Here is a 17,290-nt window from a genome sequence, read left to right as displayed (position 1 = left end):
GTCGTCGCTGCTTTACGAGCGAATCGGCACGTCGGCATGCAACGCTCGATCGTAACAGCGTTCCCTCAACACCCGCCAGATGCCTGGCGCTTCAGATGCGCGGCTGGCGTTCGTCTCGGCGGCGATCGATGCGCGCCCCGATCCGTCCCAGACGCACGACCGTTACACCAGGCCGCAACTGCCTCAGCGACGGCATGACGAGCACGCAATCGTCGTAAGGCGTGACGACAGGTTCGCCATCCGACCAGCCGATCACGGTGCCCGCCTTGGCAAATGTTTCGAGGCCGGTATATTCCCCGGCAAATCGAAAGTCCATGCTCTTCGCCACGACAGGCTGCGTCACACGCACGACCGTCATGCGCTCGGGCAACGGCGCGAGCCATCCCCGCGGCACATCCGCCTCTTCGATCACACCCGCCATCAGCAGAAACCGCGCCGTGCAATCGCGCGCAATGTCCACGGCTTGCCGCTCCCAATGCTGACCGCACTCGATCAACAACGCATTGCTCGCGCTCGCCGGGTCGCCGAATCCCGCGTAATCGCGCATGCGCCGGCCTTGCGGATGCCCTTCGTCGCTGATCACCGTGGCAGGCGTCCCCAGTTGTATGGCAAGCGCGACGCCTTTATCGAGCGGCCCTGAGACGATCAGCGGCGCACTACGCTCGTGCATCGAATGAAGATCGAGCAACAGATCGACCGTATCGATAACGGGCCGCATTGCACGAGCGCGATCGAGCTCCGCCGACCGGCGCGTCGTGTCGTCAAGCACTTGCGCAGTCCAGACGCGATTGAAATCTTCGTCGACGTAACGCGACTTGTCCGGCTCGCGGGGATCGAAGCGCGCATAGGCCTGCACATTCGCGAACGACAACGTGAGGCGGCCACGGCGCGGACGCAATCCAAACCGCAATAACGCATCGACGACGATCGCGCCGCACACTTCGTTGCCGTGCGTCAGTGCGTTGATCATCACGTGTGGACCGGCCACACCCGAATCGAACGTATGCACGTAGTCGATGCCAGTGTTGCCCGGCGCGTGTCGCGCGATATCGGGGAACCCGATTTCAATAGGATAGGCTTCGAGGGTCACGCCTTCACTCCCGGCTTCAATGGAATCAGCGGATCGACCGCCGCTTGGACGACACCCGCTTCGCGTTGCTCAGCGACGCCCCGCATGCGGTCACGAAAGCAGTCGGCGTCATGCCGCACATGCGCTTGAAATGCCGGCCGAAATGGCTTTGATCGAAGAAGCCGACTTCGGTGGCGACAGCCACGCTCGGTACGCCGGCGAGCAACAACGACTGCGCTCGCTGTATTCGCAGGCCACAAAGATAGCGATAAGGCGACGAGCCGAACCGCTCGCGAAACGCCGTCGCGAAGCGCGAGATGCTCAGCGCCGCGGGCGCGGCCATCTGCTCGAGCGTGAGCGGTTCGGCGAAGTGTGCCTCGATGAAAGCCCTTGCCAGGTCAAGCCCTTCTGTTCGCTTCATGTTGCACCCGCTGTTTCTTGACTTGCCGCCGCTTGTTGGCCGAAGCGGTCGATCGAAAACTTATCGAGGGCGATAGGCGTCGCACCCGTCGACACCAATTCGGCCAACGTTTCGCCCACACCGGGCCCGATCTGAAAGCCCGCGCCGCTGAATCCGAAACCATAAAAGAGACCGGGCGTGGTGCTGCTCGGGCCGATCACCGGCTCCGAGTCGGGCAAATAGCCTTCGACACCGCTCCACGTGCGAATCACCTGCAGCGGGGCGAGACCGGGAACGAGCCGCCGAAACTGCGCCATCTGCCGCACGGTATTGAGCGGCAACACCCCTGCACGGCAGGTCTCGATGCTCGACGGACCATGCAGCCCACCGCCGAGAATCAGGTTTCCCCGCGGAATCTGACGGAAGTAGACGCTCTCGGCCTTCACCGACGTGTACACACCCATCGACGAGCGGAATACATACGGAACAGGCTCCGTTACGGCCATTTGCGGGCCGCGCGTTTCAAGCGGCACCGTCTCGCCGAATTGCGAACTGAGCCGATTCGCCCAGGCGCCCGCGCAAATGACGAGCTGAGCGCAGCGGTAGACGCGGCCCGCCTTGTCTTCGATGCGAAAGCCCGCCCCTTCATGCTCGACTCGAACCACTTCGACGCTTTCATGCAGGTCGGCGCCGAGCCGAGCCGCCGCTCTGCCGAATGCGGGCGCCGCCAGACGCGGGTTCGCATGGCCATCGAGCGGCGAGACCGACGCCGCCAACACGTCGCGGCCGAGGAACGGAAACCGCTCGAACATCGCCGCACCCTGCAGCACCTGAAGTTCCAGCCCGCACGCACGCGCGTCGACGGCATAGCGAACGAACGTATCGACGTCTTCCTCGCGATAGCAGACTCGCGTATGGCCGCTGGCAAGGAATTCGACGTCTTCGCCGAGCCATTTGTTTGCGTGCTGCCACGTGGCCAGCGCACGATTGGCAAGCGGCAGTTGTTCGAGCGCGCGCCCTTGCCGCCGGACCCCGCCGAAGTTGACGCCGCTCGCCTGCTGGCCGGTCAGCCCGCGTTCGAGCAACCGCACCGATTGCCCGCGGCGACGCAAGAAAAAGGCCGTGGTCGTCCCGACGATCCCGCCGCCGATGATCACGACATCCGACGCTAGGGCTTTCATGCTTCGGAGTCCTCAGCAATCGACATCGGCAGCGGTTTGACCGGAGCCTGAGAACGCAACCTGCCAACCTGATCGAGCGGCACCCCAGCCGCCTCCGCGATCACCTCAGCCGCCGCGTGTCCGCAGTAGCGCCCCTGGCATCGGCCCATGCCCACGCGAGAAAACGCCTTCGCGCGATTCGCTTCGCACGCGCCCGTCGCGCGGACGACTCCGCGCAACGCACCGGCCGTGATCGTCTCGCAGCGGCAGACGATCGCATCGTCCGGCAGGCACGCGGCCTGTTGCGCCGGCCATGGGAAGGCGCGCCTCAACCCGTCGGCGAAACGCGTGTATCGCGCAAGTGTGGTCCGCAGCTGCGCCATCGCTTCGACGTTTTCGCCCAAGTCGTGCAGGGCGGCCAACGCTGCAATGCGGCCCGCGCACTCGGCTGCATCGGCGCCGCGCACGCGTGCGCCGTCTCCCGCCAGATAGACGCCCTTGACGCTGCTGCGCCCGTCATCGTCGACTCGCGGCAACCATTGCCTGCCGGCCTCGTCGAAGTGGAATGCGCAGCCGGCAAGATCGGCCAACTGCGTTTCCGGCCGAAGATGATAGCCAAGCGCCACCGCATCGCAGGCGAGTTCGAGACGAGCACCATTCGCTTGTTCGACCACCACGCCCGATACTCCATTGTCAGGCGTACCAAGCACTTCCATAGGGCGCACGCCGCGATAGATGGGTATGCGCGCCTTGCGCAAAACGTGGAGAAGCCGCAGCCCCTTTATCAGTGTCGAGGGGATAGCGAGCATCGCCGGCAACGCCGCATTGCGCTGCTGCAGCGTAGAGGTATCGAGAACCGCGACGGGATGGACGCCAGCCTTCACGTATTGCGCCGCAAGCAGATAGAGCAACGGCCCGCTGCCGAGGAGAACGGGACGGCTTCCAATCGCACAACCCTGCGATTTCAACGCGATCTGCGCACCGCCGAGACTGTACGTGCCCGCGTACTGCCACCCTTTGACGGGCATCAACCGGTCCGTCGCGCCACTGCAAACGATGAGCGCGTCGAATGCGAGCGAGCGGTATCGCTCGTTCGCGACGAGATGGACTTCGCCCTGCGTGATGTTCCAGACCAGCGTGTCGGGCAGATAGTCGATTCGCTGCTTCAACGCGTCGAACGTTTGATGCAGCGCGATCGCGCGCTTCGCCTCCGTTCCGTAGAGCGCATCGTACGAGCGCTTGAACCCTTCCGGTTGACGGCGATAGATCTGCCCGCCATCGCGCCTGCCTTCATCGATGACGACAGGCCGATGCCCGGCCTCGACAAGCGCCTGCGCCGCCCGCACGCCGGCCGGGCCCGCGCCGACGATGATCACGCGTGCGGCCATACGCCCTCCTTGCTCGCCCCAATGCGCGTGACGATCGACATGCCTGGCGCAGCCGGTGTCGTGCAGGCACGCAATCGCGTGCCGTCTTCGCACCAGACCCAGCAGTCCTGACAAGCTCCCATCAGGCAAAAACCGGCGCGCCTGCCATCGCCGAATTCGGAATCGCGCACGGCGCGCACACAATTGAGCACGGCGACGAGCACGGTATCGCCCTCGGCCGCTTCGCAGCCAACACCATCGACCATGATCGTGAACGTTTTGCGCCCGCACTCGGCTACGCGCACGAACCGTCCGTTCACGCGACACCCCGCAGCGGCTGCAGCAGTTTCAACTCGTCGGCCGATCGATGGCAGAGGATCTGCGCACCCGACGGTAAGGTCCGCAGTGGCGGCGGCGTTGTATTGCACCTGCCTTCCACACGAGCGGCACAACGCGCTCTGAAGCTGCACAGGCCCGTGCCGACAGCATCATCCGACAGCGGCGGCAACGTCGCGACATCAACGTTGCGGCGCGCATCGAGCCAACCGCGCTTGAGCGCCGGCACGGAATCGACCAGCAAACCTGTGTAGGGGTGATGCGGCGGTTGGTCGAGCAGGCCGCGCTGCCCCGCCTCCACGCGTTTCCCCGCATAAAGCACGATGACTTCGTCGCAGACCGCGCGCACCGTGGAGATGTCGTGGCTGATGAACATGTACGACACGCCGAGCTCGCGCCGCAATTCCCGCAGTAGATCAAGAATCGCCGCACCGACGACAGTATCGAGCGCCGATGTCACTTCATCGCAAAGGATCAGCGAAGGCTCGGCGGCCAGCGCCCGCGCGAAATTGACGCGCTGCTTTTGTCCGCCCGACAAGCCGCCTGGCCGCCGCGCAGCCGTCGACGCCGGCAACTTGACGAGATCGAGCAACTCGCCGATGCGCCGCCTCGCAGCGGCGCCGTGCAACCCTTTGTAGAAAGCGAGCGGGCGGCCCAGTATTTCTTCCACCGTATGGCTCGGGTTCAGGGCGGTATCGGCATTCTGAAAGACGAGCTGGATTCTGCGGTACTGATCGGATGTCCTTCCGCGAAGACCGGCGGAAAGCGGCTGCCCTTCGAACAGCACCGATCCGCTCGCGCGCTCGACGAGTCCCGCGACGACACGTGCAAGTGTCGTCTTGCCGGACCCCGACTCGCCGATGACACCGAGCGCACTGCCGCGCGCGATCGACAAATTGACATCGTCGAGCACGCGCACGGCAGGATTGCCGTTGCGATCGATGCGGCCGTAGCCGGCCGACAAGCCGCGGATTTCCAACAGCGGCACATCCGCCGCTTCCGTTGACACGCCGCCGGGCGCCAGTTGCCCCTCCTTGCGCGCCGACGCCGCCAGCAACGCACGCGTATAGGCATGCTCAGGGGCATCGAGCACTTGGTCGACGTCGCCGCACTCCTGCACTTCGCCGCCGTTGAGCACGATGATCCGATCGGCCATCTGCGCCACGACAGCCAGATCGTGCGAGACGTACACCGCCGTCGTGCCCAGCTCTTTGATCACGCGCTTGAACGCGACCAATACTTCGATTTGCGTCGTGACGTCGAGTGCGGTCGTCGGCTCATCGAACACGACTACGGCAGGGTCGGTGATCAACGCCATGGCTGCCATCAACCGCTGCAACTGTCCGCCCGAGACCTGATGCGGATAGCGGTCGCCGATATGGTCGGGATCGGGCAACGCCAACGCACGAAAAAGTTCGACGGCTTTCGCGCGCGCCGCCTCGCGCGTCATCAGTCGATGCAGCAGCGCAGGTTCCACGACCTGGTCCATCAACGTGCGCGCCGGATTGAAACCCGCCGCCGCGCTTTGCGCGACGTAGGCCACGGTGCGCGCGCGCAAGGCGCGCCGCCCCGCGTCGTCGAGCGCGAGCACATCGGCGGTGCCCACCCGCACGCTGCCGCCGGCGAATGCGCATCCTTGCCGGGTATAGCCGAGCAGCGCCAGCGCGATCGTGGTCTTGCCCGAGCCCGATTCGCCGATCAAGGCAAGCACTTCGCCCTTCTTGACGGTGAAATCGACTCCTTTCACGATTTCCACGACATCGCCGTCTGCGCTGCCTGCGGTGACGCGCAGGCCTTTCACTTCGATCATGAGATCGCTCATTTCTGCGCTCCCTGTCCGAAGCCGGCGTGACGACGCAAGCTGTCGATAAGCAGGTTCATGCCGACGGTCAGCGTGGCGATGGCGATCGAAGGCATCAGCACAGCGGGCGCCGCTTGCGACAAGCCGCCGATATTCTCGCGAACGAGCGAACCCCAATCGGCATTCGGGGGCTGCACACCAAGGCCGAGAAAGCTGAGGCCGCTCAGCAGCAGCACGATGAAGACGAACCGAAGGCCGAAATCGGCAAGCACCGGATGGATCATGTTCGGCAGTAATTCGACACGCGCGATATAGAGCAGACGCTCGCCGCGCGCCCGCGCGACGAGCACATACTCAAGCGTCATCAGATTGACGGCCAGCGAACGCGAGATGCGGAACGCACCCGGAACGTACGCCACCGCGGCGACGATCGTCAGAATCGGAATCGACGATCCGAACGCGGCGATGGCGACGAGCGCAAGCACCTTGCTCGGGATCGAGATCAACGCGTCGAAGAAGCGGCTCAACACCTCGTCCACCCAACGCGCCGACACGGCCGCGAGGAGTCCCAGGCAAGTGCCGATGCCGCTCGCGAGCAGGGCGGCCGCAAGCGCCAGCCCCACCGTATAGCGTGCGCCGAAGAGGATACGGCTCAGCATGTCGCGGCCCAGATAGTCGGTGCCGAACGGATGCGCCACACTGTAGCTCGCAAAGCTGAACGGCGAAGTAAGCGCCCCTTCTTTGTATGGGGCGAGCATAGGCCCGAACACGGCCATCGCCAGCCAGAAACAGACCAGAGCGAGGCCGATCCTGCCGAGCCACGAAAGGCGCGAGCGCCTCTGTCGACGCGGGCGGGCCTCTGCGCCGGGCTGCGCTTGATCGTAGATCTGCGTGCCCGCGTGCGGAATCGAGGGTTGAGCGGGACGGTTCATCGTTGACGAAGCCTCGGATTGGAAACGATCTGACATAGGTCCGCCATCAATACGAGCGAGAGATAAGCTGCGCAAAACACCATGACGCAGCCCTGCACGAGCGGCATGTCGCGATTGGTTACCGCGTCTACCATCAGGCTCGCGAGTCCCGGATAGTTGAAAATCGATTCGACGATGACGACGCCGCCGAACAGGTAGGACAAACTGAGCGCCACCGCATTGGCGATCGGGCCAATCGCATTCGGCAACACATGGCGCAAGACGACCCGCACTTGCGAAGCGCCCTTCAAGCACGCCATTTCCACGTAGCCGGAGTTCAGCTGATCGAGCACCGCGGCGCGCGTCATGCGGGCCATTTGTGCGATCAACACACAACAAAGCGTCATGACAGGCATTGCATAAATGCGTATGAGATCGCCGAACGAGGACACCGACGACAGATACGACAGTGCCGGCAGCCAATGCAGCTTCACGGCGAAGATCAAGACGGCGATCGTGGCGACGAGAAACTCGGGCACGGCCACGGTAGACAGCGTCAGGATGTTCAAACCGCGATCGAGCCACGAGCCGCGATACATCGCCGACAAAACGCCGATCGCCAGCGCAATCGGCACCGCGACGATCGTCGTCAGGCCGGCGAGCATCAGTGAATTGGGCAGCCGCGTTGAAATGAGCTCGCTCACGGGCAGGCTGTTCGACAGCGATACGCCGAAGTCGCCTCTGACGATGTGAGCAAGCCATTCCAGATATCGCTGCAGCGCCGGCTGGTCCAAGCCGAGTTGATGCCGCAATGCCGCCACGGCTTGCGGCGTGGCGGCTTGGCCGAGGGCCTGCTGCGCGGCGTCACCCGGCAGCAGGCCCGTCATGGCGAACACCATCGCCGATACGATCAGCAATGTCAGCAACGCAAGGCCGAGACGGCTCGCGATGAGCTTATACGCTTGACGTTTCATCTACTTGCGTCTCCTTCACTGCATCATCGGCCGATGTCGCGACGATCGGCGAATTTCAAACTGCGATCTTCGAATCACGCCTCGAGCCAGACATGCTCCGCAAAAGCGAAGCCCATCAAGCCGGCGAGCGGAATCGAGCCAAGTCCCTGGAGCTTCGCCGTATGCGCGTCGAGCGAACTCAGGAACATGGGAATGCCGATTCCGCCCTTCTCATGCACGAGCACCTGCATGTCGCCGTAAATCTTTTTGCGCTTCGCCTCGTCCGGCTCGCCTCGCGCAGCAACGAGCATCTGGTCGAATTGCGGATCCTTCCAGTTCGCCTCGTTCCACGGCGCATCGGATTTGAAGAACTGCGTGAACAGCATATCGGCCGTCGGACGTGCATTGATCGAACCGTAGCCGAGCGGATGCTTCATCCAGTGATTCGACCAGTAGCCGTCTGCAGGCACGCGCATCACTTGCAGGTTCAGACCGGCGAGCGGGGCGGCTTGCTGCAACAGCGTGGCCATGTCGACGGAGCCGTCGGCGGCCGGCGATGCGAACACCTGCAGCGGCGTGCTGCCCAGATTGGCTTTCTTGAAGTAGAACTTCGCTTTGTCCGGGTCGAACTTCCGTTGCGGCAGCCCCGCGAAATAGTACTTGTTGGTCGGATCGATCGGCTGATCGTTGCCGATCGCGCCGTAGCCTTGAAACACCGCTTGGCGCATCTGCTCGCGGTTCTGCAAATGCATGAGCCCGAGGCGGAAATCCTGGTTGCCGCTGATGCCGCCGTCGTTGCGCATGATGAGGTCGGTGTATTGACCCGTCTTCGTTTCGAGCACGGTGAAGCCCGGCGTGGCCTTGATACGCTGCGTCGACTGAGGGCTCACTTGATTGATGAGCTGCACGTCGCCCGAAAGCAGCGCGTTCACCCGCGCCGATTCGTCGCTGATCCCGATCAGCTCGATTTCGTCGAGATGCGGCAGGCCCGGCTTCCAGTAGTGCTCGTTCTTGACGACGACCGTATGGACGCCCGGCGTGAATTCCTTGAGCTTGAACGGACCGGTGCCGACCGCCGTCTTCGTGAAATCCTTCGTGCCGTCTTTGACGATCAGGAAATGTGCGTCCGCCAGGATAACGGGCAGATCCGCATTCGGGCCCACCAGCGTAATCGTGACTTCGTTGGGTCCCGTCGCTTTGGCATCGCTGATCTGATCGGCGAGCGTCTTCGCCTTGGACGCCGTCGCCGGATCCTTGTGGCGCAGCAGCGAATAGATGACGTCGGCCGGTGTGAGCGCTTTGCCGTCATGGAATTGCACGCCCGGGCGCAGCTTGACCACCCACACCTTGGCGTCCTGCGTGTCGAACGAAGTCGCGAGCGCCATGGTTGCGCCCAGGTGCGAATCGAGTTCCGTCAAGCCGTTGTAGATCATATTGCAGCGGACATAGTCGGTCGCGAGCGAGCCCTTGGCCGGGTCGAGCGTATCGGCCGTGGACGACGACTGCGTGGCCACGCGGATCTTGCCGCCCTGCTTCGGCGTGGCCTGAGCCTGCGCCGCCGTGCTCGCGACCAGCAAACCGCCGCCGGTCACGGTAACGAGGCCCGCCGCGACGAGCGCACGCAGCGCGTCCCGTCGCGAAGCGCCCTTCGCGGTCAACTGCTCGAGCGTGGTCTCGGCTCCGACAGCACCGTATTGTGAGGTGTCCTTTTTCATTGCACTTCTCCGCGAAGTAAGCCAATGCTGGCAAAAAATAGTCAACCGGCGGTCAACTCGTACTTTCAATTGCCCTTAATGCTCGATCAAGCGCTTCTTAACGCTCATCGATACGGCCCGTAGCGGGCTTCGCACTCCGTTTCAATAGAACAGGTCTTTGACACGGTAATAGGCGCCGACAATCGGCAGAAACCAGGGTTTGCCCGTGTGGCCCGGAATGGCGGGCCACGGCAGATCGCGCCAGGGATTGGCGTCCTCCCGGCCGTCGATGACATCGGCCATCACCTGGCCCATGTGCGTCGACATCTGCGTGCCGTGGCCGCTGTAGCCGAGCGAGAAATAGATGCCGTCGTGCTGTCCCGCGCGCGGCAAACGATCGGCCGTCATGTCGACCAAACCGCCCCAGCAATAATCGATGCGCACCTTCGCCAGTTGCGGAAACAGCTCGGCGAGGCTGCGCTGCAGGATACGTCCACTCTTCTCGTCCGACGGCTGCTCGGAAGCGGTAAAGCGCGCGCGGCCGCCGAACACGAGCCGGGTGTCGGCCGTCACGCGGAAGTAGTTGTGCATGAGCCGCGTCGTCGTATAGGCACGCCGCTGCGGGAAGATGCGCGCGACCACATCCGCGCCGAGCGGCTCCGTGACGATGATGAACGAGCCGATCGGCGCCAGCCGCCGCCGATACCACGCGAACGGGCCGTGCTTGGACGGGCCCGTCGCCAGCAGCACGTGGGTCGCGGTCACTTCGCCGCGCGCCGAGACGACACGGTAGCCGTCCATTCCTCCCTTGACGATGGACGAAACCGCTGCTTGCTCGTACAGCCTGGCGCCGTGCCGACGCGCGGCCTGCGCAAGACCCGCGGCGAACCTGCCCATATGCATCTGCCCGCCATGCCGCTGCAGCAAGCCGCCATAAAACCGATCCGATTGCACTTCGTTGCCGATATGCGCCGCATCGATGAGTTCGATGTTCGGATCGACCACGCGATGGATCAATTCAGCCGTCTTCTCCAGATGCTCATAATGCTGCGGCTTCGCCGCGAGCTTGAGCTTGCCCGATGCAACGTAATCGCAATCGATCGATTCTTCACGAATCACACGCTCGACCGTATCGACGGCCGCCGCATAGGCAAGATAGCAACGCCGGGCCCGCTCGATGCCGAGCTGGGCAACGAGCGCCGCGAAATCCTGCGCGACGCCTGTGTTGACCTGCCCACCGTTGCGACCCGATGCGCCGCCGCCGATACGCCCCGCGTCGAGCAAGGCCACCGTCGCGCCGCGCCGCGCCAGTGCGAGCGCGGCCGACAGCCCCGTGAAGCCGCCACCCACGACGGCGACATCCACGCGGCCCTCGACGGGCCCGTCGTCGCCAAGCGGTGCGACGGGCGCGGTGTCGAGCCAGTAGGAGTCAAGCTTCATCGTGGCGTTCCTCGATCGATGTCGGATACAGTGGGCCGGCGGATAGTGCTCGTTGCACCGCGGCGTGGCATCAAAGGCCAAGCAATGACGCGAGATGCGGGATGTCGGTCACTTCGTGGTACTCGTAATACGGCGTCGACGGCTCATGTCCGCGGTTGACGAACGCTTTGTGGCGGATGCCCAGATCGTGCGCGGTCATGAGGTCGTAGCGCAGGCTCGACGAAACGTGCAGAACGTCCTCGGGATTGCAATCGAGCTTGTCGAACATGTACTCGAAGCCTTGCATGCGCGGTTTGTACGATTGCGCCTGCTGCGCGGTGAACACAGCATGAAACGGTGCACCGAGCTTGTCGACATTGCTTTGGATCTGGTCGTCCGAAGCATTCGACAGAATCACGAGCTTGTACTTCGTGGCCAGACGCGAAAGACCTTCCGGAACGTCGGGATGCGGGCCCCAGGTCGGCACGGCGAGATAGATGCTTTCGGCTTTGGCTGCGTCGAACGGCACGCCCACGCGCTTGCATGCGCGACGAAACGCGTTGACGACGACATCGCGGTAGGGTTTCCACGCACCGAGCACTTCGTCGCGTCGATACCCTGCGAACGCGCTGACGAGGCTTTCGAGCCTGGCGGAATCGAGTTCCTTACCGTAGAGCTCACGCGTCATGTCCGCCATGCGAAAACGAATCAACGTGCCGTAGCAGTCGAAGGTGATGTATTTGGGCTCGAACTCGATCATCGCAATGCATCCTTGGGTAGGTTCATCAGCTGATTGCAAGCCGCCGCGCCATCATGCGAAAGCTTGCGTCTTGGAAAGATTTAATCAATGCAAAAACAAAAATGTTCCCGATTTGGGCGGCGGCCGCCACATAAAGCGTTCGTTTTGCACCGGCTTGACAGCAGAGTCTGCGGTGGTCCTTTTACAGCCGGCCGCAGCGGCGCATCAATGGCCGATCGCTCAGACAATCGTGTCGATCAGCACGCTTTTGAAGCGCAAATTGGCCTCGTAAGCTTCTTTCCCGAGATCCTTGCCGATACCCGAACGCTTATAGCCGCCGGTCGGAACGATGAAATCGTTGGTTCGACCGTAACGATTGACCCACACCGTGCCGGCTTCAAGCGCCCTCACGAAACGCAAAGCGCGCCCGAGGTTCGACGTATGCACGCCGGCAGCGAGGCCGTAATCGGCATGACTGGCAAGCGCCAGCGCTTCTTCCTCGTCGTCGAACGTTTGCACGGTTAGAACCGGCCCAAAGATCTCCTGACGCACCGCAGCGGACTCGTTCGTCACGTTTTCGATGATCGTTGGCGCGTAGTACGCGCCGTCCCCCTCGACCGAAACGCGCGCTGCGCCGCAGCGGGCACGCGCGCCCTCTTCCAGCGACGAACGCACGATGGCATCGATGCGCTCGGCTTGCTTACCCGAGACGATCGGCGCCAGCGTGGCATCGGGTTGCCACGTGGCGCCGGCCTTCAATCCTCTGACGATTTGCTCGATGCGCTCGACCAGCGGTTCGGCAATGGAACGTTCGACGAGCAATCGCGAGCCAGCCACGCATACCTGGCCGGCGTTGATGGTGATGGCGGCGGCAATGCGTTGGGCGACGTCGTCGAGCCGCGGCGCATCGGCGAAAACGATCTGCGGGCTCTTGCCGCCAAGTTCGAGCGTGACCGGCTTGGTGCCGCAGTGCGCGCAAGCGGCCATGATCGCGGCGCCCGTCTGCGTCGATCCCGTAAAGGTCACTTTGCCGACGAGCGGATGCCGCACGAGCGCATCGCCGGTCGTGCGCCCATCGCCCTGAACGACGTTGAACACGCCGGCCGGAACGCCTGCCTCGATCGCCAGCTCGGCCAATCGCAGCGCGGAAAACGGCGTCATCTCCGAGGGCTTCAGCACGACCGCATTGCCGGCCGCCAGGGCCGGGCCGATTTTCCACGAAGCCATCACGAGCGGGAAATTCCACGGAGCAATCGCGCCGACGACCCCGTATGGTTCGGCGATCGTCATGCCGAGATGAGCGTGGTCGGTCGCCGCCACTTGTCCGCCGATCTTGTCGGCGAACTCGGCATAAAAGCGGATGCCCTCGGCCGTGAACGGCACGTCCCAGGCGAATGCGTCTCGCACGGGCCGCGTCGAGCCGACGGCTTCGAGCGGTGCAAGCGTCGCGGCGTCGGCCGCGATGAGATCGGCAAAGCGGCGCAAAATGCGCGCTCGGTCGCGCGGCGCCATCGTCGCCCATCCGCTTTTGCGCCATGCGCGCCAAGCGTTTTCAACGGCATGAGAGACGAGGCTCGCATCGCCGACAGGCAACGCCGCATAAACCCGCCCATCCGACGGACGCGCAACGTCGAGCGTCGGGCCTTGCACCTCCAGATATTCGCCGCCGATGAAATGGGCGGTGCGCACGGCGATCGCGCTGGGATCGAAGCTTTTCATGAGCGCCTTCCTGGTTTCGGCAACGCGCTCTGCCAACAAGCCGTTGCCGTCGATCGATCGGTTCAGAGGTTGCATCGGGCAGCATCCCTGTGCATCCACTACTTGCCGAACATCGTACGGCGGCCCCGCCAGCATATTGCATCGACAAAATTCGCACGACAGCAGAACGTAAGCGTCGTGATGCCGCTAACCAGCACGTTTGCACTGGAGCGAGGAAACAGGCCCGGGCCGCCGGTCTTTCACGCCCGTTTTCACCCGATTCGATCGATTCTTCCAATAAAAAGATCGTCCTAGTCAGCCGGCGCGCCGCATGACAAAGTGCTCATCAATCAAGACCAAGAGGGGCCTTGCGTGTCCGACTCCATCCAGTACAGGCGATTTACGGCGGCCGATATCGATGCGGCGCATGCGCTGACAGTCGAGCTTAAATGGCCGCATCGCGCGGAAGATTGGCAGTTCGTTGCAAATATCGGCGCGGGCTTCGTTGCCGAGCGCGATTCGCGCGTCATTGGCACCGTGTTTTGCTGGAAGTATGGTGAGCACACCGCCTCGCTCGGCATGGTCATCGTCTCGCCGGCGCATCAGGGGTACGGCATCGGCCGTCGGCTGACCGAGCTTGCGCTCGAAGAACTCGGCTCCCGCGCCACCGTGCTGCACGCCACGCCAGCCGGACGCCCCCTTTACGAAAAGCTCGGCTTTGTTCCCGTCGGCACGCTCGATCAACACCAGGGCACGGCGTTGCAACCGCCGCTACTGCCGTTGCCGGCACGCGAGCGGCTGCGCCCGCTCGGCGTCAACGATATCCCGCGCCTCGTCGAACTGGCATCGCGTGCGAGCGGACTCGATCGATCGTCGGTGCTGCCTTTGCTCATCGACAGCGCCGAGGGCATCGGATTGGATCGCGACGGGGAGCTGATCGGCTTCGCCCTCTTTCGCAGGTTCGGGCGCGGCCGCGCGATCGGTCCCGTCGTCGTGCCGCGCGGCGACGATCCGGTGCGCGCGAAAGCGTTGATCGGCCATTGGCTCGCGTCGAACCCCGGCATGTTCATACGTATCGACGTCCCCGGCGAGAGCGGGTTGACCGATTGGCTCGAGTCACTGGGCCTCACACGCGTGGATAGCGTTGCCAAAATGGCGCGCCATGCCGAGCGGATGCCGCCGCCCGATGCCGAGTTCGCTCAGTACGGCATCATCAACCAGGCGATCTGCTGATCCAACCGCAACGGCGTGTCCCCATGACGTTTCTCTACAAAGCGGACCCCGCTCGCGGCAAGGTGTGGGCGAGGCTCTTTGCCGAGCGCGCGCCGCACCTTCCGTTCAAGATCTGGCCCGATGTAGGCGACCCTGAGCAGGTCCGATATCTCGTGGCCTGGCAACCGCCTGACGACCCGACCCGAACGCTGCCGAATCTCGAGGTATTGTTCTCGGTCGGAGCCGGCGTCGATCAATTCGACTTGTCGGGCATCGCTGCACACGTGCCGGTCGTTCGTATGATCGAGCCGGGTATCGTCGAGGGCATGGTCGAATACGTGACCCACGCCGTGTTGACGATCCACCGCGACTTCTTCGTTTATGCGGCGCAACAGCAGCAAGTCTGCTGGCGCGACCTGCCCGTTCGCAGCGCCTCGTCTTGCCGGGTGGGCGTGCTCGGGCTCGGCATGCTCGGCACGGCCGTGCTCGAACGACTGCGCCTGTTCGGCTATGCATGTGCGGGATGGAGCCGCTCCGAGCATCGGATCGAGGGGGTGGAATGTTATGCCGGCGATTCGGCGCTCGACGCGTTTCTCGCGCGCACCGATATCCTCGTCTGCCTGCTGCCGCTCACGCCCGCTACGCGCCAGATGCTCGATGCGCGACTGCTCGGCAAGCTGCCGCGCGGCGCATCGCTCGTGCAAACGGGCCGCGGCGCTCACCTCGTGCAAGACGATCTGCTGCAACTGCTCGACGACGGGCACCTGCGTTACGCACTGCTCGATGTGACGACCCCGGAGCCGCTGCCTCGCGAACACCCGTTTTGGCGGCACCCGGGCATCCGCATCACACCGCACATTGCGAGTGCGACACGGCCTGAAACAGCAGTCGAATCCGTGCTGGACAATCTGCGGCGACATCAAGCGGGACTGCCGATGATCGGCCAGATCGATCGGCATCGCGGCTACTGATCGAAGGTGCGGCGCCGCGCGGGGTCAGCAGAAAATGCTGCCCTCACGCATCAAAACGCTCGGCCCACGTTTTTAAGGCGCGATTTTCGGAAACGAAGCGAGGCGCGTCGTCGGTACCATCAACTCGTCATCATTCAAATCTCCACGGGCTCGCCACCATGTCGATTTCCTCGCTCATCGAAGCCGACCGTAAGCATCTCATTCATCCTGTCGTCAACTATCGCGCGCACGAGGCGCGCGGCGTCACGGTTCTCGAATCGGCACATGGATCGTTCGTGCGCGACATCGAAGGCAATGAACTGCTCGACGCATTCGCAGGACTTTGGTGCGTCAACGTCGGCTATGGCCAGCAAAGCATCGTCGACGTCGCCGCCGAGCAAATGAAAAAACTGCCCTACGCGACGGGCTATTTTCATTTCGGCTCGGCACCGGCGATCGAATTGGCGACGCAGCTCGTCGAGCGCACGCCGGCCTCGCTGCAACATGTGTACTTCACGCTGGGCGGATCGGACGCGGTCGACTCTGCGGTGCGTTTCATCACGCACTATTTCAACGCGACGGGGCGGCCCCGAAAGAAGCAGTTCATTTCGCTTGCACGCGGCTATCACGGATCTTCAACGGTCGGTTCGGGGTTGACCGCGTTGCCTGTCTTTCATCGACATTTCGATCTGCCGTTGCCGCAGCAGCACTACATCGCATCGCCCTATGCCTACCGCGGCGATTTCGCGGACGACGCGGCACTCATTTCCGCTCAGGTCGGCGCGCTCGAAGCCAAGGTGGCGGAACTCGGCGCGGATAACGTCGCTGCCTTCTTCTGCGAACCGATCCAGGGGTCGGGCGGCGTGATCGTGCCGCCCGTCGGCTGGCTCAAGGCGATGCGCGACACATGCAGCAAGCTCGGCATTCTATTCGTCGCCGACGAAGTGATTACCGGTTTCGGACGAACCGGCCCGCTGTTCGCGTGCGAGGCCGAAGGCGTCGAGCCCGATCTGATGACGGTCGCCAAGGGCCTGACGGCCGGTTATGCGCCGATGGGCGCCGTGTTGATGTCGGACGAGATTTACCGCGGCATCGCCGACGGCAGCGGGGATGCCGCGATTGGCCATGGCTACACGTACTCGGCGCATCCGGTCAGCGCGGCGATTGCGCTCGAAGTGATGCGGCTTTACCACGAAGGCGGGCTGCTGGCGAACGCAGCGTCACTGGCGCCGCGCTTCGCGCAAGGACTCGACGCGTTGCTCGACCATCCGCTCGTGGGCGACTCGCGCCATCGAGGGCTGTTAGGGGCACTCGAACTCGTGTCGGATAAGGCAAGCAAGGCGGGCTTCGATGCGGCGCTCCAACTGCCGGAGCGCATCGCCGCGGCCGCCTATCGCAATCGCCTGATCTTCCGCGCGTTCGGCGACAACATTCTCGGCTTCGCGCCTGCGCTGTCCTACACGGCCGCCGAGTTCGACCTGCTGTTCGAGCGATTGCGCAAGACGCTTGACGAGGTGTTGGCGCAATCGGATGTGCGGGCAGCACTCGGTAGCCGAACCCGCGTTGCCGCGTGCTAAAGTA

15 protein-coding genes are annotated in these 17,290 nt (G+C 63.6%); 3 read left to right on the top strand and 12 right to left on the bottom strand.

Going from position 1 to position 17,290, the window contains the following annotated elements; translation table 11 throughout:
* Positions 1 to 91: 91 nt before the first annotated feature.
* The 12 genes from C0Z19_RS00220 to C0Z19_RS00165 form a co-directional block, all read right to left on the bottom strand.
* Positions 92 to 1,090, bottom strand: coding sequence for a M14 family metallopeptidase (locus C0Z19_RS00220; protein WP_102607796.1), 999 nt, complete (start codon positions 1,088 to 1,090; stop codon positions 92 to 94).
* A 25-nt stretch (positions 1,091 to 1,115) separates the two neighbouring features.
* Complete coding sequence (locus C0Z19_RS00215) at positions 1,116 to 1,490, bottom strand: helix-turn-helix domain-containing protein (protein ID WP_102607795.1); 375 nt, start codon at positions 1,488 to 1,490, stop codon at positions 1,116 to 1,118.
* Positions 1,487 to 2,650 carry an NAD(P)/FAD-dependent oxidoreductase gene (locus tag C0Z19_RS00210; RefSeq protein WP_102607794.1) on the bottom strand — a complete coding sequence of 388 codons (1,164 nt, stop codon included), beginning with the start codon at positions 2,648 to 2,650 and terminating at the stop codon, positions 1,487 to 1,489. Before C0Z19_RS00210 ends, C0Z19_RS00215 begins: the two co-directional genes overlap by 4 nt.
* Complete coding sequence (locus C0Z19_RS00205; RefSeq protein ID WP_102607793.1) at positions 2,647 to 4,017, bottom strand: FAD/NAD(P)-dependent oxidoreductase; 1,371 nt, start codon at positions 4,015 to 4,017, stop codon at positions 2,647 to 2,649. Before C0Z19_RS00205 ends, C0Z19_RS00210 begins: the two co-directional genes overlap by 4 nt.
* Positions 4,002 to 4,316: a (2Fe-2S)-binding protein gene (locus tag C0Z19_RS00200; protein ID WP_102607792.1), complete on the bottom strand. Its 315-nt coding sequence runs from the start codon at positions 4,314 to 4,316 to the stop codon at positions 4,002 to 4,004. The genes C0Z19_RS00205 and C0Z19_RS00200 overlap by 16 nt, the downstream gene beginning before the upstream one ends.
* Positions 4,313 to 6,154: an ABC transporter ATP-binding protein gene (locus C0Z19_RS00195; protein WP_102607791.1), complete on the bottom strand. Its 1,842-nt coding sequence runs from the start codon at positions 6,152 to 6,154 to the stop codon at positions 4,313 to 4,315. Before C0Z19_RS00195 ends, C0Z19_RS00200 begins: the two co-directional genes overlap by 4 nt.
* A complete protein-coding gene (locus C0Z19_RS00190; RefSeq protein WP_102607790.1) occupies positions 6,151 to 7,065 on the bottom strand; it encodes an ABC transporter permease in 915 nt (304 codons plus the stop codon). Before C0Z19_RS00190 ends, C0Z19_RS00195 begins: the two co-directional genes overlap by 4 nt.
* On the bottom strand, positions 7,062 to 8,018 hold the full coding sequence (locus C0Z19_RS00185) for an ABC transporter permease (protein ID WP_102607789.1): 957 nt from the start codon (positions 8,016 to 8,018) through the stop codon (positions 7,062 to 7,064). The genes C0Z19_RS00190 and C0Z19_RS00185 overlap by 4 nt, the downstream gene beginning before the upstream one ends.
* A 74-nt stretch (positions 8,019 to 8,092) precedes the next feature.
* Positions 8,093 to 9,712 carry an ABC transporter substrate-binding protein gene (locus C0Z19_RS00180; RefSeq protein ID WP_102607788.1) on the bottom strand — a complete coding sequence of 540 codons (1,620 nt, stop codon included), beginning with the start codon at positions 9,710 to 9,712 and terminating at the stop codon, positions 8,093 to 8,095.
* Between the two features lie 141 nt (positions 9,713 to 9,853).
* Entirely contained in the window at positions 9,854 to 11,131 is a 1,278-nt protein-coding gene (locus C0Z19_RS00175; protein ID WP_102607787.1) for an NAD(P)/FAD-dependent oxidoreductase, read from the bottom strand.
* Positions 11,132 to 11,201: 70 nt separating this feature from the next.
* Positions 11,202 to 11,870 (bottom strand): haloacid dehalogenase type II, encoded by a 669-nt coding sequence (locus C0Z19_RS00170; RefSeq protein ID WP_102607786.1) that lies wholly within the window; start codon positions 11,868 to 11,870, stop codon positions 11,202 to 11,204.
* 219 nt (positions 11,871 to 12,089) lie between these two features.
* Positions 12,090 to 13,568 carry an aldehyde dehydrogenase family protein gene (locus C0Z19_RS00165; protein WP_102608135.1) on the bottom strand — a complete coding sequence of 493 codons (1,479 nt, stop codon included), beginning with the start codon at positions 13,566 to 13,568 and terminating at the stop codon, positions 12,090 to 12,092.
* Between the two features lie 351 nt (positions 13,569 to 13,919).
* Between C0Z19_RS00165 and C0Z19_RS00160 the strand changes: the two genes are divergently transcribed.
* From C0Z19_RS00160 to C0Z19_RS00150, 3 genes are all read left to right on the top strand, one after another.
* Positions 13,920 to 14,780, top strand: a complete 861-nt coding sequence (locus C0Z19_RS00160) for a GNAT family N-acetyltransferase (protein ID WP_102608134.1) — start codon at positions 13,920 to 13,922, stop codon at positions 14,778 to 14,780.
* Between the two features lie 23 nt (positions 14,781 to 14,803).
* Positions 14,804 to 15,730: a 2-hydroxyacid dehydrogenase gene (locus tag C0Z19_RS00155; protein ID WP_102607785.1), complete on the top strand. Its 927-nt coding sequence runs from the start codon at positions 14,804 to 14,806 to the stop codon at positions 15,728 to 15,730.
* Positions 15,731 to 15,888: 158 nt separating this feature from the next.
* Positions 15,889 to 17,286: an aspartate aminotransferase family protein gene (locus tag C0Z19_RS00150; RefSeq protein WP_102607784.1), complete on the top strand. Its 1,398-nt coding sequence runs from the start codon at positions 15,889 to 15,891 to the stop codon at positions 17,284 to 17,286.
* The last annotated feature ends 4 nt before the right edge of the window (positions 17,287 to 17,290 follow it).

Source organism: Trinickia soli, from assembly GCF_002879855.1.
GTDB lineage: Bacteria > Pseudomonadota > Gammaproteobacteria > Burkholderiales > Burkholderiaceae > Trinickia > Trinickia soli.
This window is presented reverse-complemented; position numbering and strand designations above follow the sequence as displayed.